Annotated in this window: 20 protein-coding genes; 1 reads left to right on the plus strand and 19 read right to left on the minus strand. The window is 46.7% G+C overall.

What is annotated here, in order from left to right:
• Positions 1-8: 8 nt before the first annotated feature.
• The 11 genes from ACKX2L_RS06045 to ACKX2L_RS06095 all read right to left on the minus strand — a co-directional run bounded on the left by ACKX2L_RS06045 (position 9) and on the right by ACKX2L_RS06095 (position 9,855).
• The gene (locus ACKX2L_RS06045) at positions 9-851 is read right to left on the minus strand and encodes a hypothetical protein (protein WP_497551032.1); all 843 of its coding nucleotides are present in this window, start codon (positions 849-851) and stop codon (positions 9-11) included.
• Positions 835-1,527: a hypothetical protein gene (locus tag ACKX2L_RS06050; protein WP_497551033.1), complete on the minus strand. Its 693-nt coding sequence runs from the start codon at positions 1,525-1,527 to the stop codon at positions 835-837. The genes ACKX2L_RS06045 and ACKX2L_RS06050 overlap by 17 nt, the downstream gene beginning before the upstream one ends.
• Positions 1,528-1,530: 3 nt before the next feature.
• Positions 1,531-2,571 carry a bactofilin family protein gene (locus ACKX2L_RS06055; RefSeq protein ID WP_497551034.1) on the minus strand — a complete coding sequence of 347 codons (1,041 nt, stop codon included), beginning with the start codon at positions 2,569-2,571 and terminating at the stop codon, positions 1,531-1,533.
• Between the two features lie 92 nt (positions 2,572-2,663).
• The gene (locus ACKX2L_RS06060) at positions 2,664-4,883 is read right to left on the minus strand and encodes a DEAD/DEAH box helicase (RefSeq protein WP_497552856.1); all 2,220 of its coding nucleotides are present in this window, start codon (positions 4,881-4,883) and stop codon (positions 2,664-2,666) included.
• An 89-nt stretch (positions 4,884-4,972) separates the two neighbouring features.
• Positions 4,973-5,242 (minus strand): hypothetical protein, encoded by a 270-nt coding sequence (locus tag ACKX2L_RS06065; RefSeq protein WP_497552857.1) that lies wholly within the window; start codon positions 5,240-5,242, stop codon positions 4,973-4,975.
• A 147-nt stretch (positions 5,243-5,389) separates the two neighbouring features.
• Positions 5,390-6,871 (minus strand): DNA cytosine methyltransferase, encoded by a 1,482-nt coding sequence (locus tag ACKX2L_RS06070; protein ID WP_497552858.1) that lies wholly within the window; start codon positions 6,869-6,871, stop codon positions 5,390-5,392.
• A gap of 166 nt (positions 6,872-7,037) precedes the next feature.
• Positions 7,038-7,358, minus strand: coding sequence for a hypothetical protein (locus ACKX2L_RS06075; RefSeq protein WP_497552859.1), 321 nt, complete (start codon positions 7,356-7,358; stop codon positions 7,038-7,040).
• A 19-nt stretch (positions 7,359-7,377) separates the two neighbouring features.
• Complete coding sequence (locus ACKX2L_RS06080) at positions 7,378-7,512, minus strand: hypothetical protein (protein WP_497552860.1); 135 nt, start codon at positions 7,510-7,512, stop codon at positions 7,378-7,380.
• Positions 7,509-8,210 carry a pentapeptide repeat-containing protein gene (locus ACKX2L_RS06085; protein ID WP_497552862.1) on the minus strand — a complete coding sequence of 234 codons (702 nt, stop codon included), beginning with the start codon at positions 8,208-8,210 and terminating at the stop codon, positions 7,509-7,511. The genes ACKX2L_RS06080 and ACKX2L_RS06085 overlap by 4 nt, the downstream gene beginning before the upstream one ends.
• A gap of 15 nt (positions 8,211-8,225) precedes the next feature.
• Positions 8,226-8,666: a hypothetical protein gene (locus tag ACKX2L_RS06090; RefSeq protein ID WP_497552863.1), complete on the minus strand. Its 441-nt coding sequence runs from the start codon at positions 8,664-8,666 to the stop codon at positions 8,226-8,228.
• Complete coding sequence (locus ACKX2L_RS06095; protein ID WP_497552864.1) at positions 8,653-9,855, minus strand: pentapeptide repeat-containing protein; 1,203 nt, start codon at positions 9,853-9,855, stop codon at positions 8,653-8,655. The genes ACKX2L_RS06090 and ACKX2L_RS06095 overlap by 14 nt, the downstream gene beginning before the upstream one ends.
• A 168-nt stretch (positions 9,856-10,023) precedes the next feature.
• Between ACKX2L_RS06095 and ACKX2L_RS06100 the strand changes: the two genes are divergently transcribed.
• Entirely contained in the window at positions 10,024-10,926 is a 903-nt protein-coding gene (locus ACKX2L_RS06100; protein ID WP_497552865.1) for a hypothetical protein, read from the plus strand.
• Between the two features lie 51 nt (positions 10,927-10,977).
• Here the strand turns inward: ACKX2L_RS06100 and ACKX2L_RS06105 are convergent, their stop codons facing one another.
• From ACKX2L_RS06105 to ACKX2L_RS06140, 8 genes are all read right to left on the minus strand, one after another.
• The gene (locus tag ACKX2L_RS06105) at positions 10,978-14,178 is read right to left on the minus strand and encodes an InlB B-repeat-containing protein (protein WP_497552866.1); all 3,201 of its coding nucleotides are present in this window, start codon (positions 14,176-14,178) and stop codon (positions 10,978-10,980) included.
• A 19-nt stretch (positions 14,179-14,197) separates the two neighbouring features.
• Positions 14,198-14,677 (minus strand): hypothetical protein, encoded by a 480-nt coding sequence (locus tag ACKX2L_RS06110; RefSeq protein WP_497550888.1) that lies wholly within the window; start codon positions 14,675-14,677, stop codon positions 14,198-14,200.
• Between the two features lie 488 nt (positions 14,678-15,165).
• Positions 15,166-15,438, minus strand: coding sequence for a hypothetical protein (locus ACKX2L_RS06115; RefSeq protein WP_497550889.1), 273 nt, complete (start codon positions 15,436-15,438; stop codon positions 15,166-15,168).
• 208 nt (positions 15,439-15,646) lie between these two features.
• A complete protein-coding gene (locus ACKX2L_RS06120; protein ID WP_497550890.1) occupies positions 15,647-17,449 on the minus strand; it encodes a HipA domain-containing protein in 1,803 nt (600 codons plus the stop codon).
• Positions 17,446-17,670: a hypothetical protein gene (locus ACKX2L_RS06125; RefSeq protein ID WP_497550891.1), complete on the minus strand. Its 225-nt coding sequence runs from the start codon at positions 17,668-17,670 to the stop codon at positions 17,446-17,448. The genes ACKX2L_RS06120 and ACKX2L_RS06125 overlap by 4 nt, the downstream gene beginning before the upstream one ends.
• A 255-nt stretch (positions 17,671-17,925) precedes the next feature.
• On the minus strand, positions 17,926-18,741 hold the full coding sequence (locus tag ACKX2L_RS06130) for a hypothetical protein (RefSeq protein ID WP_497552867.1): 816 nt from the start codon (positions 18,739-18,741) through the stop codon (positions 17,926-17,928).
• Between the two features lie 135 nt (positions 18,742-18,876).
• Complete coding sequence (locus tag ACKX2L_RS06135; protein ID WP_497550893.1) at positions 18,877-19,797, minus strand: hypothetical protein; 921 nt, start codon at positions 19,795-19,797, stop codon at positions 18,877-18,879.
• A 21-nt stretch (positions 19,798-19,818) separates the two neighbouring features.
• On the minus strand, positions 19,819-21,474 hold the full coding sequence (locus tag ACKX2L_RS06140) for an ATP-dependent DNA helicase (RefSeq protein ID WP_497550894.1): 1,656 nt from the start codon (positions 21,472-21,474) through the stop codon (positions 19,819-19,821).
• Between the last annotated feature and the right edge of the window lie 262 nt (positions 21,475-21,736).

Here is a 21,736-nt window from a genome sequence, read left to right on the forward strand (position 1 = left end):
CTCCTTTCTCAAGAACGAACTTTCTTTATGATTCCAAGGACGACAAAGACGACCATCACACCGATCATCTGAGCTTTCGCATAGCGAAAGCGAAGAATTAAAGACCGAAGGTCGAATATCCACTTCCCGGTCAGGGGAAGAAGGATCTTTCCCCTTCGGTTTTCTGCCTGCACGGTCTTGACCTTGGTCGGTTCGCTCTTTGCCTTTGGCTTTACCGTCTCCTTCTTGCTCTGTTCATACCGGATCGCCTTGGCGTCTTCATCGGACACCAGTTTGTCTCCCAAGGCTGCCTGTTTCTTTAAGAGCTTTGCTCCTTCGGTCTGTAACCACTCATTTGATCCGGCAGCCGCATACAGACCATAGGTCTGACCTGCAACGGGCTGAATGGTCTCCTGATAGTAGAGATTCCCGCCGTTGAATCCGTTGGACTTGGTGAAAACGGAGATGTCATAGTCGTTGAAGTAACTATCTGCCGGGATCTGAATGATTCCCTTACAGACATGGTTTTCCATATCATAGTCCGTGAAATGAGAGAAAGTATAGAGAAACCGAATCTTTGTCTTTTGATCCTGAAACGAAACATAGGTGTCGCTTGAATCAAACAGGTCAGAGTCGGGGTCTAAGTACATGGTGAATCCGATATTGGCACGGTCCTTATTCGTAATCGGGAAGGTATTAAGGTCGATACTGGGGTCTTCCTGAGGGAGCTTTGTGCCATCAATGCCATACTTCGATAACTCTGCATTGTACTCGGCATCGCCTGTCTCTGCATGGCTCATGACAGGAGAAAACAGGCAGAGCATTAAGACCAATGCAGGAAGAATGGCTTTCCATCTACTTCTTACTGTCATAAAAATTCTCCTCAGCTCTCGTTAGTATCTCAAACTCTGCATCATCGGTACTGGGAAGTCTAAGGTTCACATAGTCCAGAAAATGTGCCTGCTGAATGGCAACCGGGTAGGAAAAGAAAACCATGTCTAAAACGCCATTCCCACGCAGACTGTACACATCATCGTAGAAGGTACCCAGTCGCATGGTACGGAATAACTTCAGTAGTTCCTTTTCATGGGTAACCGCAAACTGCATCATAGCAGGAGAGGACGCATCGGGAAAGAGAATGGAAAACACCCATTGCACGGCCAGATTGGCTTCCACAAGGTCATGATTCATCTGCCAGACTTCCTTGGACTTGGTATGTTTCAGCGTGTAGAGATACCGCTCCAGAGGATTCTCCGCAATCTCCACCGAATACAGTTCGGGAAACATCTGTGCCAAGAGGTACTGCTTTCTCTGCCCCGTGTCCATGGCAGGGAACTTGACCAGACGGACATACCGCATGAGACCATAGGTTTCCAAAAAGGATTTATCCAGAAAGGATTCTACCTGCTCCGGTTTGAAATGCAGAATATTTAAGAGGGCATAGCGGAGACTCCAAACGGCCTCCGCTGAAGACAGGGTGTTGATCCGCTCCTTCTCGCCCGTGATGGCTTTCTCAATATTTAAGATCAGCGTCTTTTCTTTCTGCATCCCTTAGCCCTCGCTTGAGAAGAAACTATCCGGGATGTCAGGGATGTCATCATCTGACTCGGTGTCTGCCGGAGTTTCGGAAAGCTTTTCCGCAAGGTCTGTTTTCTTCTCGTTCCAAGCCATTCCAACGCCCGTTTTTGCGTTTGTTGCAGTTTCCTTCTTCGGTTCGGAAGTCGAAACTTCTGTTTCGGAAACATTTGTTTCCGATTCCTCTGTCTCTGCCTTTTCCTCGGCTACGACAGGCTCTGTCTCAGGCTCGGTCTTGGACTCGGGTTTCTGGTCCTTCTCTGCGAAGGGGTCGATCGGCTCATGGACAGGTTCCGGTTCGGGATCCTTCTTGACGTGCTCTACCTCGATCGGCTCTTTCTTTTCCTCTTCTGTCATTTTGAACTCGGCAGTTCCGTCCAGAACGGCACCGGGATGAATCTCTACTGTACCAAGGGCGGTTACCTTGCCCTGAATATGGGCGGATTCGTTAATCACAAGATTCTCGTCTGCGGTCAGGTCACCACGGAAGTCACCGTACAGATGAACGTTCTTGGCGTGGATGGTTCCGATGACGGAGGACTCTTCGGAAAGGACAACGGTGGTGTCACTTGTGATGGTTCCATCGACCAGAGCCTTTCCAACGTAGAGGTCGTGACAGGTCACATCACCGTGCAGTTCAGAATCGATCCGGGCAGGCTTTGTAATGTCTACGGATACCTTATTGCCCTTGATCACAAATCCTTCGGTCATATAGGTAGTAGGCTCGATGATTCCCTTGGCTCCCTTCGGGGTGTCCAGAAAGTCCGGGAATGCCTTCTTTTCCGGATATGCCTTCTTCAGGAAATCCGAATTGATCGACATCGGCTTGGATTCGGTGTTGGCAAACGGATTATAAGTTCCGTTTACTGGTGTTCCATTGACAGGTGTTTCAGTTGCTCCATTGGTAGTATTCAATGTGTTTGTCTCCTTCTTTTCTGTGCTATCAGAGATGGACTTTTTCACCGGTGTTGCGGTGTCATTGTTGAAATCCATCATGTTGCCAAAAAAATTCGCCATGATACAAATGATCCTTTCTTGATCCTTTTTTACGCTCTTTCTTTTCTATGCGTAAATTCTTACGAGAATGACAGGAATAACAAAAATATTTTTTATGCCGATTCATCTTCCGGTTCGTCCGGGTGCAGTTCCTCTTCCGAAAGCAGACCGTTCTCTCCCAAAAGGAATCGTGCTTCCTCTTCCTTGTCGATGATGGCAGAAGATACATTCTTCTTGTAGAACAAAAGCTCATGTACACGCTCGTCAATCGTGTCTTTCGCAATCAGCGTATAGATGGTGACATGGGACTTGGTACCGATTCGGTAGCATCGGTCAACCGCCTGCTCCTTGGCAGCGTCCGTCCACGGTTCATCCAAGAAGATGACCGTTGTGGCCTTGGTCAGGGTAATACCCGTTCCCATAGCTCCGGTCGTTCCGATCAGAACTTCGGGGTTGGGATTGTTCTGGAACTTCTCTACGATCTCCATACGATCGGTGTCCTTGGTATCTCCCGTAATCATCTTGCAGGAGAAGTCTTCTCCCTGTGCAGACAGTTTTTCATCCAAGAACCGCTTGAAGTCATACAGGGGCTGTTTCCATGTACAGAAGCAGACCACGGACTCCCCATTCGAAAAGGCGTTCTCGATCAGGTCTAAGGCACGATAGAATTTCTCCTGAAGACTCGGATTCTGAACATCCGAATCCTGAAATTCTTCTGATTCGGACTCCAAAAGCAGGGGGTCTAAGGTGCATTGACGAAGGTGGAGAAGAACGGTCAAGGGATTACTGTTCGGATTCTTTTCCATGACCGTATTGAAATCCGCTTCTGCCTGTTCCTGTACCTTGTCGTACAGTTTCTGGTGTTCCTTCGACAGCTCCACGATCTGGTCTTCATAGGTCTTGGGCGGAAGGTCTAAGACCTCTTCCTTGGTTCGCCGTAACATAAGCTTATCCATGTTGGAGTCTAAGAGGGACAGATTCCGCAAATGCCCCTTATGGTCCAGATAGAAGTCCTTGAACATAGAATAGCTATGTTTCTCAAATCCCAACCATTTCAGATAGACGTAAACATCGGTCGGATTGTTCATGATTGGTGTTCCCGTCATGGCGATCCGGCACTCCGGCTGAAGTTTCAACAGTCCACTCGTCTGTGCTGCCTTCGGGTTCTTACACTTATGCACTTCATCCGCAATCACCATATTGATCTTGTTGTCCTGAATGAGGTCGGACAAACGGGAGACTGCCTTTTTATCCCGCAGGAACTCAATATTCGTAATGAGAAAATAGGGAAGATCATCAATGTCGTCTAAGTCGCTCAGTCGTTTTTTGACATCGTATCCGACCTTGCCATCCCGTTTTGTGTACGATCCCAGAACGTGTGCTCCCTCATAGGTGTGCTGTTTGACTTCATTCGCCCAGTTCCATTTCAGGGTGTTCACGCAGCAGACGATCAGGCAATGCTGATAGCCAAGCTGCTGCTTTCGAATGCTTGCAATGGTGGCGGATTCCAGAGTCTTTCCCAGTCCCTGACTGTCGCAGAGAAGAAACCTGTCATGGGACAGGCCATACTCAATTCCCTCTTCCTGATAGGAGAAGGGCACGGTCTTCCAGTCAAAGTCCTCGTCAAAGGCACGGAGGGGTTCTTCCGGGTAGGTCATGATCTGTTCGAGAGAGAAGTCCTTTGGCACCTTCCACTCGTAGGTGATCTGATAGCGACATCCGTTCCAGTCCTTTGTCTGGCAACCGGAATAGGTTGACCGAACATCTTCATAGTCGCTTACCGACCGGAAGGATTCTCCCTTCCTATTGTTACCCAAATAGATGTCGTAGTTGTCCGACAGAACATCCAGAAAATGCTTGGTAAAGGTTTCCTCTTCGCAGTCCACAAGAACCGTGAATTTATAGTCGGATTCTGACTTATTCGGTGTAATGGTAAAGGTGACATGGCAGTCTTTTGTCTCAACCACGCTTTGCCGTTCTCCACCGGAAACGTCAAGGTCTAAGTGGTCACGAAGGGTGGGAAACAGAACGGTCTTGGTCGGCTCGATTCCTGCTACGTTTCCGCCATAGTCCTCCCAGTAGTAGATCCCGCTCTGCGGAATATAGCCCGTCCAGAACTCTTCATCGGTAAAGATGGTACCGTGATGGGGAACATAGAAGACCCGCATCAGGTCGTCCTGATGCTTGATGGCCCAATGGTAGAGATTGGTTGCTGCATCGATCGAGAAGGTCAGTACACCAAAGAAACATTTCTTGGTCTTTCGGATCGGCAGAAAGTACAACGAACCATTCCGATACCGCTCCGGTACCGGGTGGTCATCATTCATATCCATTAAGCTAAATTGTTCCGTTGAATGCTGAAACATCCAAAATTTCAGCCGTATCTTGTACAAATATATACTCATTTTTTATCATCCATTCATTACCGATTGGTCAGGGCATAGCAAAGCTCGTCCTGTGTCATTGCCCGAATCATGCACCGGGAATAAATTTTTCCCTGATCGTCATACAGACCGATCGAATAGGCTTTGTGTTCCAATGCAGACCGAACCGCTTCGTTCTTGTCTTTGGTTACGGTATGCTTTGCCTTCCATCCGTCCTTGGTCTCTGTTACGTCATAGAACAGGACATAGTTCGTGTCGGGGATCGGTTTCAAACGATTCAGTTTGTCCATGAGTTCGCTCTGTTGCACAACGATTCGCTCCCTTTCTTCTTTTTTTCAAAAAGCCTTACAGTTCTTCTATGCGTAAATTCTTATGGAGATGACAGATTTCTTTGAACTTTTTTGAATTTTTGCTAAGAAAAACTCCCACGGTCTTAGCCGTGAGAGTTTGTAAGCTTAGTTGTGGCTTGTCAATGCTTCTTTGATTCCACTCAGTACATACAGAGCACATGGGATGGCAATGGAATTGCCCCACATCTTATACTCTGCACTATCGCTATGAGGACTTTTCAGCCACTTTCGAATCTGATTGTCGGTCTTAGGCTTGGTCGCATGGCTGACCAAACGGCGGTGTGTCTCAAAGACATCCCTCCAGAAGGCCATTTCTTCCTCGGTCGGGTCATCCGTTCCAAGGTCATCACACCAATCGTCCGGGAATCCTTGCAGTCTTGCACATTCGGTCGGGGTGAGCCTTCGGACGATATATTCCGGCTCTTTGGAGAATGCTACCGCATGACGGTCTATCGTATTGAGCGTAAAGCTGACATCTTCATTGATACCGCTCCCCTGTGGGCCATTCTCGTCCTTCCTTCCGATCATGGAACCCTGTACCGCTACCACGGCGATACCACCCTGATTGCAGGCAGGATTCCCACCGCTCGTGTCAAGTGTCCGTGACGTGGAAGCTTCGTAGACCCCGGAATGAGGGTTGGAAGAAAGCATACCCTTACTCTGGTCAGAACTGATACCATAGCACTTAGTGGAGTGGATCTTTGACGTTTCTACTACAAGTGGCTGATTGTTACCGCCTGTTCCGTACCTTGCCACTACGGTGTCAGCGGTGGAAAGCGGCCCCTTATAACGACCGTCCTGTGCATGGTTCTGATACAGGGTCGCATCCGGTACACCAATGCAATAACCACAAGGATCGTTTAAGCATGAGCCTGTGTCAGGAGAGCCTTTTCTAACACTTCCGGCAGTTTCTTGCCATGCTTCTTTGCTCTTTCTAAGATTCCCTGACACGCCTTCGGACTCAAACAGTATCTTTCCGGCACGTTCTCCTCCAAGATCTGCGACAAGGTAGATTCGTTTTCTTCTCTGGGGGACTCCCCAGTATTGAGCGTCAAGGACACGCCATGCAACGGAGTAACCATCTCCCACGACAAGTCCTGCATGGTTCCATTTTTCAGGTTTAGGAATTGATACGTCCTCGTCTTTGATTCGGCAGATGTTTTCGAGGACACATCGGAAGTCCTCTCCGTGGTTAGATGAAAATGCTCCGGGGACGTTTTCCCAGACGATATATTTTGGATATTCTCCATTTGTTGCTCTCCTCATTTCTTTGATAATTCGCATTGCTTCAAAAAACATGGAAGATTTTGGTCCGCTTAACCCTTCTCTTCTTCCAGCGATAGACAAATTTTGACACGGACTTCCGCACGTTATAATGTCTACGGGTTTTAAGTTTGCCCCGTCAAGGACGGATACATCGCCATAGTGCTTGACCTGTGGCATTCGTTTGGTCGTTACCCGAATGGGGAACGGTTCGATCTCGGAAGTCCATACCGTCTTGATCCCTGAGAAACTTCCGGCATAAGGGAATCCCCCTGCCCCGTCAAAAAGAGAACCGAGTGTTACTTCTTTCTCTGTTTCGTTCATTAAGCAATTACCTTTCTGTTTCAATCTGGCTAAAAGCCCTACAATTCTTCTATGGATAAAAAGTTATGGAACAAACAGATTTCTTGAAAAATTTGTAAAAAAAAGAACGACAGAATTGAAAAAAACAATTCCATCGTTCCTATAGTCCGTTACCAGATTCTGCTGCTTAGAATCCGTATCCCCGATTACTCTCTTCTTCCCATTTCTCCCTCAGATCGTCCGGCAGGTCGTCACCCTTCTCTACAACGAAGTCTGCTTCATGCGACAGAAAAATACCATAACCGCAATGGTCGGTACAGTTCCAATTACGGACATAGTCGCCATCGCCATCCAATCCGTTCAGAATGTCAGAAAGAATGTCCTGCTCTGTTGGAAGTGTGGTTTCATCTGCCGTGTCCAGTCCGGCATCCAGAATTTCGTTTCTTCTTTTCTGCATTTCGTTCAAACATTTGGCTACGACTGCTTTTCCGTTTCTCGTTAATTTCATTTGTCTTTCTCTCCTACTATTAGCGTTCCCACTCGCACTCTTCTTCGATGTCGTCCCGAATCTCGGTACTCTTCAGGTACTCCTCATAGTTCTCGTAATGATATTCTGATTCTGCCTGTTGAGTGGTATTGTTCTCTTCCTTTGCATCTTTCATAGATTATACCCCTCTTCCAGTTCATCTGCCAGTTCATGACACAAATCTGCGGGAGTTTTTCCTGTCTTGTCCTCGGAATACATTTTGGCATCGTCAAAGAAGGCTAAAGTCGTATCGGTTCGATTCATGACCACATCTGTCAGCTTTGCTCCACCAAAGTTCGCACGAAGAAGGTCGGTGTCGATGAACTCGGTCTTCTTGAATTCGGTGTCGGTGAATCCTGCATTGATACAGGTGGCATCCTCGAACGTAGAGGAAAGGAAGTATCCCCTGTCCATGTCTGCAAAATAGAGATTGGTGTGGAGAAAGTAGGTGTCCGTAAACTCGCACTCCAAAAGCTTTCCCTGATAAAGGCTCGTGGACAAAAGCGTTGCTCCGCTGAAATTACAGTCTTTAAGGTGCGAACAGTCCATCACGGTACGGTTCAGATCCGTATGCACAAATCGGTTTCGTTCTCCACTCAGGAAGGAGCACTTGGCAAAGGTCAGATTACACTCGCTCATGTCACAATCCTTTAGGATGGAATTCACAAAAACGGCCTTGGACAAGTCTGCCCCATGAAAGTCAATGCCGTTTAGAATACAGTTGGAAAAGTCTGCTCTCTTGTTCTCCCAATGCGGGACGTTCTGTGCCAGAAACATCTTATGTTCGAGTAACTTCCGATCGACTTCTGCCTGTGTGAGTTCTGTATATGCCATACCTTACTATCTCCTTCAACGTTCGTAGTCATAATCTTCTCTGTCCACCTTGTCTACAATGTCGGGTGGTGTTTCCTGTCCTTCCTCTCCACGCATATATCGGGTAATGGAAGCCATGCTCTCGATTTGTGCTCTTGCCTTCTTTGCCAGAGCATCATCCATGTTCGTGACACCGTAGTAACTCTTTTCCGTTCTGCCATAGTCCAGTAGGCACACGAGCTTGTCAGGATAAACCATGCCGTCTTTATCAAAGAGGTCGGTACTCCGGTCAGCTCCTAAGAATTCCAGAATGCTCTGACACCGGGTTCGATTACTGATGACATGGTCATTCTTAGGTGGAAGTCCGATGGAATACTGTAAGCCTGTCAGCGTTCTTCTGACACGATCCAAGGCGTTATATTCCCGACTGGTAATGGGAGCGTTCTCCCCTGCATGATAAATCTCATCTAAGGTCATAAATCTCACCTGCACTCCCGATCTCGTATTCCGGTTCTACTTCCGGTGCTTCTTCCTTTGCTTCCTTGCCGAGAAGGGACTGGATCAATGCCTGATTCTTCTGGTCTCGTGCTTCTGCATTCTCCTTATGGTCCTTAAAGTGTTTCTCTGCACTTGCAAAAAGTTCTTTAGATTCTCTAAAGTCTCTCTCGATCGACTTGCTGAGATGCTTCTCCAGTTTGTTTCCCAGATTGGCCGCCATAACTACGCCTGCCAATGCGTGCTTGGCAAGGGACTTGACCCCGCCTGTCATCTGCTTAGCAGCCTGCTTTGTCTTATGGAGCACCTTGGTAATGTCCTTCGTCAGGCGTTCCCCAAGGTCACCGATCTTCTGGGTGACCGCCTTCTGCAATGCCATGGCCGTGCGGTAAAGGCTCGACTGCTTTAATAACCGTTCCGAGGTTCGCTTGACCGTGGTGACGGTGGTAAGTCGGACATCGTTGGTCAGAAAGTGTCCCTTCGCCCCCTTCATGGTTGTATGGTCGTCCATCTGCACCGTTGCCATCTTGACTTTCTCCATCATGGCATCGTGGAAGGTTGCCTTCACAAGGCTGACCTGATTCATCCGACTCAGGGTCATGTCTGCACGGGTGAAGTTACAGCCTTTCAGAATGACCTTCTGGAAGGTTGTATTTCTGAGAACGGCATCCTGTAGAACCGCGTTCTGAAGGGAAGAATTCTGAAAGCTTGTCTTTCCGATGAACTTTCCCTTGGGCGTCTGAATGGCTGCCTGTGCATGGGTCAGGTCTGCACCGATCATGGTTACCTTCCGAAAGGTAGAATTGGTGAGCTTGGCGTCTCTCAAGTCTGCTCCGTTCAGATTGACCTGTTCCAGATTGGCGTTCTGCATCATAACGCCTTCCATCTTGGCATCTTTCATATTGCTCCATCCATTGATGGTCGTTTCATTCAGGTCTGCTTTGGTCAGGTCTGCTTCCTTACAGAACACGTTGGTCATCTGTGCCCCATGCAGGTTCGCATTCTGAAGGTTGGTCTGATACAGCAGCACATTAAACAGCCGGACATTGGATAAGTCCATATCGTGCAAGTCCAGTCCGGACAAGTCTACATTCTCAAAGCTTGCACGGACACCGGAACGCTTGGCATCGTCCAAGACCTTCTGTACTTGATCTTTCGTCATTTTCTCCATCGTAATTTCCTCTTTTCTTTTACCATTCACATTTTTCTCAACCTCCAAAAGCAAGGAAAAGGCTTTCAGAACTACTTACACATCTTCTATGCGTAAAAGTTATGGAAAAATGTTTGTTAGAACGAAGAGACACGGACAAATGTATCTTTGTCCGCAAGTTGGAAGAAAATGGAAGCCAAGGACGATCGTGTGTGGACAGGTGCAGACGGTATGACGGCAACCATACGATATATCACAGATCACAATGGATATACCTATCAGCCAATCGGAAATTATTGGGTTCATGGATCGCAGGTGATAGGAGCTTCTTTCTTGGTAACAAAGTCGTGGCAGATCTATGTTGAATTACCGCAAGGCGACAACGATTCTGGACACGCAGTAGCGATTGTAACCTATTTCAATGACGGCTATGGTCACCAAAAGAATCTTGTTTGGACTTTCTATGATGAAGGTACAAGGTATACCTTTGCAGGCTCACCTGTCAACTCGATAGCACAGCAGCAATATCAACATTACAACCCGGGTGGTTGGGAACTTGATGGAAAGCACTATGACTATGCTCATTACATCTATTGGTTTGATGATGATACGCATACTTCGTATAATGACGACTGGAATAATGGTTCCCTGATAAGTCACACTCCGGTACAAGGACCAATGTATTGGAACTGGGTATATACCTATCATCCGACAGGATATTATCGCTACATCGAATCAGACTGCTATGCTTATGATACGAATGGAAACATAACATCCGGCATCGGCTTCCGGTATCGACTTCTTGGATCTGTTTTGTTCGATGAGAATAATGGAACCGGAAAGTCTTCTAAACAGAACTATCAGTTCGGTATGGACATCATTGATCCAAATACAAAGAGTATGCAACTCGGAGACCGAAATATCGTAGCACCTACCAAAACAGGATCCACCTTCCTAGGATGGGGAACGGAAAAGGATAGTTCTACCATTTACTCAAAGTGGAACTGGAATCCTTATCCTTATTGTGATAATGCTGACGACACCATGACGCTCTATGCACAATGGGTAAATAACGAAATAACTCTAAATTAAAAAAAGCGAACAAAAAAAGAGAGGGAAGAAAACCCCTCTCTTTTTTGTCTTTTATTCGCCAAGAGTAATAGACGACTTGACCCATTGTGCATACAGGCTCAGATCATGCCATGGAATATGTACGCTACTGTAAACAGTATTACTATCTTTTTCTGAAGAATAGCCAAGGAATGTGTAGCCATTTCGACTCGTTCTTGCATCAAGAGACATATAACCAGAACTACCGGGAGTGTGAGAATCGGAGCCGATACTATTTACATACCACATACTTTCGTCCACATCGCGATCTCCACCATTCGCCAAGAAATGAATGGTCGGATTCAACGTGTAATTGTTGAATGCTGCAAAGCCCTTATCATCTCTGTAGATATGAGTCGTTCGAATATCGGAATGATCATAGTGACTGGAAGGGAAGTAAATCGTGTAATTGTACTCCAGCCCATCAATTGTCCAGATGTAATACTTGTCATTATTGTCATTAGCACCTGTTGCGTACCATGTTGCAAAACCGGGGTTCCAGCTTTCAAAAGTAGGAGCACGCCAGTTCGCATGTCTATCATCGACCTTTAAGAAAAAGACGCCAACAGGATAATAGTACCGCGGATCGCCGCTTGTTCCATAGTATACATCGCCGATTGTTGTATAGTACAGCCCCATATCTGTCCTACCTTGTACAACCGTATCGTTGAACGTACCCAATTCTTTCCATGTTGCGGACAAAGATACATTTTCATGATAGTTGGCACTAATGGTCACGTCTGCATACCGATCACTTCCTCCATTCACCGTCCATCCGGCAAAGGTATATCCGTCTCTGGTCGGTCTCGGGATCTTGTTCTCTGTACCGTAAACGTGTTCTTTCGGCTGATCGCTAATCGTACCACCATTCAAGTTGTAAGTGATGGTATAGTTGTGCGGAGTCCAGTTGGCACTATATTCCTTATCCCCGGTAGAACCCTTCGGAATGGTTACGGTATTCCCTTTGTCTGTTCCAGTCCAACCGTTCCAGTCATAGTGATCCTTTGCCGGAGTCGGAAGATTCCAGTCGGAAGACTCTATGGTGTAGGTTTTGGTAAACGTATCATTCCCTGCACTCCCCCATGTACCATCCGTAATCTTACCACCGTTCAGATGGATCTTTACCGTATAGGTAATCGGCTTCCATTGTGCATACAGAGTAACGGTTGCCTTGTCTGTTGCGGTCAGGTTCTCTACGCTCTGCTTATCGCTATAAGCCGTTCCGCTTCCGTCTGCCTTGGTATTCCAACCGATGAAGGTATATCCCTTGCGGCTGAATCCGTTCGCTATCAATGCTTTGGCTTCGTCATAGGTGAAGGACTGTCCTGCCGTATTGCCTGTTCCGCCATTCGGAGAAAAGGCAACATTGTAGGTATGCGGAGTCCACTCGGCATACAGAATGACGTTACCACCGGCCGTCTTACACAGATCCTTGACCTTTGCCTGATCGGCATAGTGGTCTCCATTGCCATCAAAGTCGGTGTTCCATCCGGAAAAACTATAGCCGGTTAAGGAGAACTGATTCTTCGGCAGGGTGTAGGTCTGACCGAACTTCATCATGCCGGTTTTTTGCATACTGCCCTGTGTGGTTTCCGGAATACTGGTAAAGAAGATGTCATACGTTCCTGACCAGTTCGCCTTCAACGTAATGTCTCCGGTCGACTTCGTTCCAATCGTCAGGTCTTTCATTGGACTGTTCGAATAGGTCTTTCCTTCACAAGTGACCGTCCATCCCATGAAGGCATATCCGCTCTTCGTGACGTTCGGGACTTTCACGCCCTTTCCGCAGATATACTCACTCGGAAGAGGATCCTTCGATGATCCACCATCCAGTTGATAGGTGATGTTGTTATAGTAGACCTTGACGTTCTTTCCCTGCATCGCCGTGGTCGAGTCTTCATACACCGGAACTTTCGGTACCTGTTTGGTCTCTGTCACCGTCTTCTGCTCTCCGGGAACATAGACCTTCTTTGTTCCATGCTTTGTCACCGTCCGGGTACTGTTTCCGCCAAGTGTCACGATTTGTACCGGATTACTATGGTCAAGCATGGCTTCCTTTCCGGTCCAGTCGGTCGTCTTGGAATTGCTCCATTGGTCGGCTGCCTTGGCATAATACAGCCATCTTCCTTCGGCGGTCTCGGTATAGGTCTTTGTCTGCTCTGATGTCTCTCCGGAAAAGTTGAAGTTTTTAATGCAGGCAACTTCCCCGGTCAGAACGTCCTTCCGATACAGGCTGACGAGTTTCAGTCCGGAACCACGATCCTTTGCCTTGACCGTTACCGTCACATCTCCACGCTGCCATGTACCAATCGGGGCAGCAGAAATGGATACGGTCGGCGGTTCCACATCCCGCCATTCCTTATGACCGCAGTCCTTACAATGGCGTTCCTGCCAACCGGGTTTGTTCGGATCGTCTTTCCATTCCGTAAAATGGTGATTGTCCGTCTCTTTATGACCGCAGTCCTTACAGTTCCTATGATGGGTATAGGCATTGTCCGAAACCCAAGGACCATATTCATGCTGCCCGGTTTGCAGAGGATTGTTCTCAGATTTATGGTTACATCCGCCCTGATTCGTAGGTCTGGTACAGATGCGGTAATGATAAGCACCATCCGACCGATCCATCCATCTGCTTGGCTGATGGCCAAGAGCATTCGTCTCATTTCCTCGGGTACCGTCTGAATAAGGGGTATAACCACCCGTGGTACAGGTTGCAGGTACCGGGGGCAGGGGGTGAACGGCTCCCCCTTCCTCAGTTGTGATACCGGTCAGATAGTCATACGTTGTACCATTGGCGTAATAAGCACCGAATCTGTTTTGTGTGTACTTTCGAAGAAAATTTTGTAGACTGGGCCTATTCCAATCCCAACCGTTCGCTGCACCCGCCGCAACCGCATCTTTGAGACTGTGTCCTTTTCCTACATGGATATTACTGGTCTCAAACGGCAGGTTTCCGCTTGTACGATACGGTCCGAAGTCTTTCTGATTGCCCCAGTCAAAAGCTCCAACGCCACCTCTGGTAGAATGAAAATGGGTGTAGATGCAGTTGTGAGCCGAATCATAAAGATAGTCCACCGTATAGACGTTTCCCGAATTATAGCTCGCTCCTCTACCGGGGTGAGTCGTTCCGGAATAAGCGAACGTGGTCGCAGGAGCAATGAAAAGCACCAAAAGCAGTAACAGGTACTTCCACGAGAACCGTTTCTGTTTTTCTTGGCACGAATGAATCTTCATTCGTATCTCCTCCTTTCTGTCAGCGTATTGATTCCTCTCTGACCGCATGAACACGGCATTCGGGGTGGGACAGGATGTCCTCTTCCTCTTCCTTGTCTTCTGATTCCGATTCCAAGGTCTCGGTTAGGTCCATGTCCTCTTCTTCCTGCATGACCTCTTCCTTCTCTTTCTCGGTAATGGAAGGTGTCTCTTTGACTCCTGTCTCTTTGATCTCGGTCTGCCCGTCATGCAGTTGTTTTGCCAGACGGTCTCTACTGTTCCTATTCTCCAACCGTTCCTGTGTCAATGCGGTATGGTAGCCGATCGACAACAGAATGGCATCCTGCACGATCTGAGAGGGATCCTGATACCTACGAATGACCGTTCCATTCATCAGCAGGGTAGGTTTCTTACCCACCGACAGGTCAAAGGACAGACCGTCTTTATAGACCTTTTCTACCCGATGCAGTTCTGCACGGATGTTGTCGATTCTTTCTTCTGGGATATTGGTTCTCTTCATGGCAAAAATCCTTTCTGAAAACATTTCTGAGCCATTGCGTAGCAATGACGAGGAGTTAAAAACCGTAGGTTGAACGTCTCTATTTCTTCTATGCGTAAAAAATTCTTTTTCTTTCCGTTCTATGGTTAAAAAATAAAAAGAAAAAACTTGCTACAAAAAAAGAACCCTACCTGTCGGCAAGGCTCTCTTCTCTATGGAATACGGAATATGCTTTCGTAATTTCACTCCAAGGACAGACCATCACCATCTGCCTTTTCTTCCTCAGAGGTTTCCAACTCCTCATTCTCGGTTTTCATGTCTTTGATATTCTTCTCTACCCACACCTTTTCATGGCTATACGCTCCACAAAGATGCGAGATTTCTGTACCACACTCAGGACAGACAGGTTTTCATGTTTTCATTCCATCGACGGCACAGCCCCAACAACCAACCTCTTCCTGTACTTTCATTGTTTTTGCCCTCTTTTCTCTTTCCTTCTCAGAATGTCGTTAGCGTTCGTAATCTTCGTCAATATAGTCTACGCCTTCCTCAAGTTGGATCGGCTCGTCATAGTCTGTACTGTCCGTTACACCCCAACCATTGAGATAACCGTCTTTGTCTGCGAAGAGGTTGACATCATCTTCAATGGCTTCTACATCAGGGAGGGCGGTTTCTTCGCAGGTATCTAAGCCTGCATCCAGAATCTCTTTCCGTTTTTCTTCCAGACCGGCAATCCATGTTTTAACGTATTCCTTGCCTTTTTCTGTTAATCTATACGCCATAACAATATTCCTTTCTTTTGACAGTTCTAGCGAACTAATTCTCTTTCCATTCTTTCTATGGCTAAGATCTAATAAAAAGTTCGACTTGCGGTCTTTAACTCTGACCCTTTGCTACGCAAAGGCTCAGAAGGTCTGCTAGAAAGGCAAAAAAAATAAGACACACCGAAGTGTGCCTTATCCTTCTTACAGATGGTCTCGTTCGCTTTCTTTAGTCTAGACCTCGTCCGTCTAGTTCTTCCAAAATAGACGGATCACCAAGTTGTTCAAAAGAATTCCACCCATCGTCTTGACTCGGCGGAACGAACTCTTTTGCACCAAAATCCTCGTCTTTGCTCTCAATCCTATCATCTATTCGGTCTGGAAAAACGGTGATTCGTTTCTTCATCATTTGCGGATTGTCATAAAACAAATTTAATATCTTTTTCTGAAATTCTCGATTGATGAGCGGAACGGAAAAAATGATGCTATATCCATTCAGCGATGCCTGCCGCAACCGTGCAAACGCAATCGTCCAGATTACATCTTGATTGTCACACGACAAACCGGCAGCTTCTCTTTCCCTTAAAATCTCATTCATGGAGATCATTGTAAAAGCTTTCTCCTGATTTTTCGTTTGCTGCGGAATTAAACCGTCAAGAATTTTCTTCTGCTCAACAATCCATTTGTTTTCCTGATCGACTCCGTTGATTGGAAAGAGTGTGTTTTCAGGAGCAAAACGGTATCCTTTCGCCAATAAGTCTTGCTTTAATTGGCTCTCTTTCTCCGTCTTTTGCTCACAAGATAGTCCTTCAAGGCAATAAAACAGGCTTGAATTGGCTTCCTTTTTCATCTCCTCATACTTTTTCTCGACCATCTTTTCGTTGTAAAAGGAGAGTTTCTTACCGCTCTGCAAGTCATGAACCATATCAACTTTTGTCTGATAATTCTGACAAATACAGCTTGCATAAACCTCTGGAAGACCGGCCTTTGTATAAAACTCCATCGCCTGATCTATGGAAGGAAGACGATCTAAATCTACCACATTTGCATCTTTCACATTGGAAAGCATTTTTTCTTCTGTCGCATAAAAACTTGTAATCGGTCGTTTTAATAATTCAGACCGCTTGTATGGCGTTTTTCGATCATCCTGATAGAACATACTGTTCCCGCTATCAAAAATGGGTGCCGGACCAAGAAACTCCAACGTGTCCGGATCTCGTAAGACGCCAAAATTGCATAAGTGTTCGTCTTCATTACTTAATAGGAAATCCGTCAACGTTTGATAATCCATAAAACGCTGAATCACATCGAGATCCAAACCATGTTTCACACAAATGTTGATATAGGACTGATAATAATTCACGTTGTTTGGAATTTTTTCGCTATGTAGAACTTCATACGCCGGAACGAATTCTTTGCGATCGGATGTAAAAGCCTTGCACTTACAAAGAAGTCCGCCATCTTCCGCCCGCTCTGCCCGATAAGAAACAAATGGAATGTCGGTTTTTTGCATCGTGTGAAGTATTGTAGCAAACACTTCATTCGCCGCTTGCTGACCAAAATGGGTAGTAGCCTTTTTTACTAGAACAGGTGGGCGAAAATTAAGATCCCAATACTTATCCATTTGCCCGCCAAGCGATGCATTCACATCATAAGAAGTATCACTATGCAATGGAACCTTATCAACATTGACATAAGTTAGATTCGTTAACTTTACATCTTCATATTCCAAGTTAGAATTTATCGGACAAATCCAATAAGCATCCGTTACGCTAATTGCCAGATTTTTTGCCAAATATTCGGAAGAATCCAAATACCCGGCACGGCGAATCATATCCTGCATCGTTTTTCTCGATGCCGGGACGGCTCGCATTTGCCACCACTTCCTAATTTTTGTTAAGTCGCACGTTCCTAAAAACGGTGCTTTGTCTGCTTGCATGGATTGGTAGCCTTCTATTTGATTCGTTGTGTCGTCCAAAATTAAAGACGCAGTCTGATCGTTTTTGTGCATCAAAATGTATTTCTTTTTCATAGCATGGATTCCGTTTCTTTTTCTGACAAATAGACATCGATCAGGCATTTTGTCATCGCATGGTAGGCTTGTTCGAATCGTTTTTGATTATACTGTCCTGTGTCCAGAAGTATGGTTTTGCCGTGGTCGGTAATGTACAGATGGTCCACACCGTCATCAGCAATCCAGACATAGGAAATCCCGCGATAAACGCCTTTATTACCGTCAAGAAGTGATTTCATAGAATCTCCTTTTGAGCGAATAAGACATACCGAAAAGTATGTCTTATCCTTCTTACAGATGGTCTCGCTTAATAAGTAGAACCATCCATATTGAAACCAGGTGTGCCAGGAATCCGCTTTCCATCTGCACCCTTAATCCAATACTCAAACACATGATCGCCAAACGTACCTGCAACAACCTGTCCACCATGAGCGTCAGCATAGTTACACGCCGCTTTATACCCCGGTGTGTCCCACGCACCTGCAAAATGGTCTTCATTCGATTCTGCTGACGGTGCAGGGGCAGTATCTGTTGACTGTGCATTGTTCTGAGGGGGCAGGTGACGGGGTTTGAGAAGATGTATTGGACTGTCCTTTGGTCTGTTCCTTCTTTGCCGACTTCTGAGCTGACTTCTGTGAGGAAGTTTGTGCAGACTGGGTAGCCTTTTGTGCCTGTTCTTCTTCCGCTTTCTTTGCAGCTAAAGCCGCCTGTTCTTCTGCCTGCTTTTTTGCTGCGTCCACGCTTGCGTAGGTCGCCTTCACCTTCGTTAATGCCGTATAAGCGTCTCTGTACTTTCCGTCTTTATAAGCCTTGTCATAGGCAGACAGGTTGGTTTCCGTGTCGGTCTTATTGGCGTCTGTATAGTAGGTGTCATACTGGTTCGGGTCAATCCCTGCGACTTCTGTATGCAGGGTGTCAACGGCGGTCTGTGATGTCTTATAGGTGTCTGCAATCGAAGAAGTCAAGGTATGAAAGACTTTTTCTTCCTTTGCCGTCAGGTTCTTGTCCTTGATTTTCTTCTCAAAGGCAACAAGTTCCTGTTTCTTTCCGTCACGGCTCTGATTCATGGTCGCATCGTCTGGCACGGTTCCGTCTGCATTGGGATAGAGTGCGTTCTCTATCTGTTTCTCTGCCGTGTCATATTCCGACTGCAATCTCTGGAATCGCAAGTTCTTCGCCTTTTCTTCCTTTGCCTGTTCTACGGCAATGGCTTTCTGTTTCTGCACTTGGTTATGATGATAAACACCAACAAGACCTGCAACAACAACGAGTGCCACCAAAAGAATCCCGATGATTACCTTTTTCTTCATGTTATATCCTCCCAGATAAGTCTTACGAAACTCTCTCTTTCGTTTCTTTCTAAGTCTATTATACCGCAGGAGATCCCTTTTCGACAAATTGGTACGGAGATAACTTTTTGGTAATCATGTACTTATTCTAGTGAGTTACTGAACCTTGACTAGTTTCTTGACGGGTTGTCCGTGGAACACGGTCAGATATTGATTTGGATCCCTTGTAAACACCACATAGTCAACCACCATCTCTACCACGTCTTTATCGGTATTATGATACAGTCCATTCGGATCGGTGTCACATAAAGCTTTCATGTCGCCTACGATACATTTCACGATCGAGTCATCATCCAGTACCACATCGACCTTATCCCCTGCTTTCATGCCATATCCCTGTCCGATGGCAATACAGATTCGGTCACCAACCATACGAAGTCCCGTTACAGGGTCAGACCAAGCATCCGCTCCGTTTAGTACGGCATACTGCTTGGTTCCCTGATTGGTGACGGCTGTATAAGGCATATAGGGGTGAGCTGATCGGTTGGCTACCATTGGCACATTGCCCTCGGCTGCGTCTGCCAAAGCTTTTTCCCTTGCTTCCTCTTCAGCTTTCCGTCTCGCTTCTTCTGCCTGTCGTTGTCTCTCGGCTTCCTGCCTTGCCGCTTCTTCCGCTTGTTCGAGTGCCAGTTCTTCCTGTTGTGCTTGGACGGCTTCCGCCTGTCGTTCTTCCATACCTGCCTTCTCCCGACTCTGCTCTTCCACTTCGGCCGAAGTGGCCTTCACATCGACATTGGACATGGGGTTCTTACCGGAAACGGCAACGGACGGGTTTTTCGTCTTTGTTCCCGTCTTTCCAATCAGCACGGCAGAATAGGCACTCACGCCTGCCACCCGGCAAGCATTCGGATGCTCCGGTTTACTTTGCATGGAAAGAAACGCTCTCCCTGTTGCAAGGGTACAGGTCGCCAAAAGACAGGCCGTAAACATCTGCTTCCGTTTCTGCTTCTGCTGTTTTCTCCATGCGAGATAGTAGATTCGTTTTCCGTTTTTATCGTAATGTGGTCTATATCGCAAACAGTTCTCCTTACATTCATGTCATGCAATCGCTCCTTCTTCGGCAAAAGACCACAAAAAGGTCTGTCTCCGAACAGGATTCTTCGCAATCATCTTCTTTAATTCGGTCTCGTCTCCCAAAATCAACACGCTCGTTTTCGCCCGTGTGACTGCCGTGTACAAGAGGTTTCTCGAAAACATTCGGGAAGTCCCATTTGGAATACAAAGGATCACCCGGTCATATTCCGAACCCTGCGACTTATGAATAGTCAGGGCGTAGCCTAGCTCCACATCGTCATACATTTGCCCTTTAACAAAGACGGTCTCTCCAAAGTCGATCTGCACACTCATGCCAAAGGCATTGACTGATGTGACCGTTCCCGTGTCGCCATTCACATAGCCGTTCTTTCGATTGTTCCGGGTAAAGAGAACACGGTCTCCCACCTTGTAAAACCGAAGGTCACAGTCGGGGAAAAGCTTCCGCTTGATCCGGTGATTGATCCTTGTGACAAGGTCTCTGGTCGGACAAAGAACCATGGTATTGTTCACGTCATACCGATCCAGAATCAGGTCCATCATTTCTTCATCTTCACATTGCACAAAGGAAAAATTTTCGTTATAGGACAAGCCAACGATTCCCTGCTTGATCCGTCTGGCATTCGTCACGATCACATCCCCGGAACGATGGTTCTGTTTGAGCCTTGACAAAGGTACTTTCATGTCGATCAGGTCATGCAGGATGTCTCCGCATGACACCGCTTCCAGTTGGTCAACGTCCCCTACGATCAACAATTTCCGGATCCGTACATACCGCATGAGTTCGTAGAAAATGTCCAGAGGGATCATCGAACCCTCGTCAATGATGCAGAAGTCGATGATGTCGGGGTTCTCATAGTCGTGTTGGAAATGCTCCCGTAAGGCAAGGTAATGGATCGTGGTCGGATTGAAACTTCCACCCGTACAAATGTCCATCCGCTTGGCTGCCTTCCCGGTCGGGGCTAAAAGGACAACCTCTTTCTTCTCGTACTGCTCCTGATACTCCCGCAGGATGAAATTGATCGTGGTTGTTTTCCCCGTACCCGGCCCTCCGGTCAGAATGGAAAAGTCCGTCTGCATGACCGACTGAATTGCATTATTCTGCTCCTCACACAATTCCTCGGACGGGGTGAAAACAAAGTCTCCCGTGGAACAGGCCGTCTCCTGCAAGAGCCGTGTAGCCTTATTCGCAATGTAGAATTCCATATTGTGATTTTTCTGCAATCCGATCCGTCTGCCATCGAAGTAGAATTTATGGTCCACGTCTTTGGTCAGGTTGAAGTAATGGATCAGGGACACCATGTAGTCCTGTGTCATGTCACAAAAGACCTTTACAAGCTGCGAGATGAAATAGTGAATGTCCATCCAAGTATCGCCCTGTTTCTCCGCATGATGCAGAATGGAATACATCCCGGCATAGACTAATTTCAGTTCATCCTCAAAGTCCTTTGCCAACAGGAACTGCCCCCGATTCCCCAAGAAGTATCGGAAGGGAAACTGATAGTCTGTAACCAGTAAGTACGGATCTTCCAAAATCAGCTCCATGGGGTCTGTCACATCCTTCAGGTAGGTCTCTACCAGTTTGGAAAAGCTTGCATTGTTCGAATAGTCACCACCATACAAAGCCGTGAAGAACTGCACGGCTTGTTCCATCTTTGTCATCGTCTCACCTCGAAAATTCCAAAATATCCTTAATTCCCTTAATTCCCTAACGAGCGTTCGTAAGCATCGCCCTCTGTGGCTTGGTCTTACAATCGTTCTATGGTTAAATTTTGTGACAGAAAACCAGTTAGAAACAAAAACAGGACAGGTTCTTTCTCGAATCTGCCCTGCGTGTAGAAAGGTACTGTCCTTGTTTCATTCATTCCCAATACTGCCCGTATTGGTCATTTCATTCCCGATATTTGTCATATCGTTCGTATTA

The organism is Porcibacter vitabionis (assembly GCF_046263795.1).
GTDB lineage: Bacteria > Bacillota > Clostridia > Lachnospirales > Lachnospiraceae > Lachnocurva.

Excerpts from the sequence above, each read along its gene's own strand:
- ACKX2L_RS06045 (WP_497551032.1), bottom strand. The coding sequence starts at position 851 with ATGACAGTAAGAAGTAGATGGAAAGCCATTCTTCCTGCATTGGTCTTA.
- ACKX2L_RS06050 (WP_497551033.1), bottom strand. The coding sequence starts at position 1,527 with ATGCAGAAAGAAAAGACGCTGATCTTAAATATTGAGAAAGCCATCACG.
- ACKX2L_RS06055 (WP_497551034.1), bottom strand. The coding sequence starts at position 2,571 with ATGGCGAATTTTTTTGGCAACATGATGGATTTCAACAATGACACCGCA.
- ACKX2L_RS06060 (WP_497552856.1), bottom strand. The coding sequence starts at position 4,883 with ATGGATATGAATGATGACCACCCGGTACCGGAGCGGTATCGGAATGGT.
- ACKX2L_RS06070 (WP_497552858.1), bottom strand. The coding sequence starts at position 6,871 with ATGAACGAAACAGAGAAAGAAGTAACACTCGGTTCTCTTTTTGACGGG.
- ACKX2L_RS06075 (WP_497552859.1), bottom strand. The coding sequence starts at position 7,358 with ATGAAATTAACGAGAAACGGAAAAGCAGTCGTAGCCAAATGTTTGAAC.
- ACKX2L_RS06080 (WP_497552860.1), bottom strand. The coding sequence starts at position 7,512 with ATGAAAGATGCAAAGGAAGAGAACAATACCACTCAACAGGCAGAATCA.
- ACKX2L_RS06085 (WP_497552862.1), bottom strand. The coding sequence starts at position 8,210 with ATGGCATATACAGAACTCACACAGGCAGAAGTCGATCGGAAGTTACTC.
- ACKX2L_RS06090 (WP_497552863.1), bottom strand. The coding sequence starts at position 8,666 with ATGACCTTAGATGAGATTTATCATGCAGGGGAGAACGCTCCCATTACC.
- ACKX2L_RS06095 (WP_497552864.1), bottom strand. The coding sequence starts at position 9,855 with ATGGAGAAAATGACGAAAGATCAAGTACAGAAGGTCTTGGACGATGCC.
- ACKX2L_RS06100 (WP_497552865.1), top strand. The coding sequence starts at position 10,024 with ATGGAAGCCAAGGACGATCGTGTGTGGACAGGTGCAGACGGTATGACG.
- ACKX2L_RS06105 (WP_497552866.1), bottom strand. The coding sequence starts at position 14,178 with ATGAAGATTCATTCGTGCCAAGAAAAACAGAAACGGTTCTCGTGGAAG.
- ACKX2L_RS06110 (WP_497550888.1), bottom strand. The coding sequence starts at position 14,677 with ATGAAGAGAACCAATATCCCAGAAGAAAGAATCGACAACATCCGTGCA.
- ACKX2L_RS06115 (WP_497550889.1), bottom strand. The coding sequence starts at position 15,438 with ATGGCGTATAGATTAACAGAAAAAGGCAAGGAATACGTTAAAACATGG.
- ACKX2L_RS06120 (WP_497550890.1), bottom strand. The coding sequence starts at position 17,449 with ATGAAAAAGAAATACATTTTGATGCACAAAAACGATCAGACTGCGTCT.
- ACKX2L_RS06125 (WP_497550891.1), bottom strand. The coding sequence starts at position 17,670 with ATGAAATCACTTCTTGACGGTAATAAAGGCGTTTATCGCGGGATTTCC.
- ACKX2L_RS06130 (WP_497552867.1), bottom strand. The coding sequence starts at position 18,741 with ATGAAGAAAAAGGTAATCATCGGGATTCTTTTGGTGGCACTCGTTGTT.
- ACKX2L_RS06140 (WP_497550894.1), bottom strand. The coding sequence starts at position 21,474 with ATGACAAAGATGGAACAAGCCGTGCAGTTCTTCACGGCTTTGTATGGT.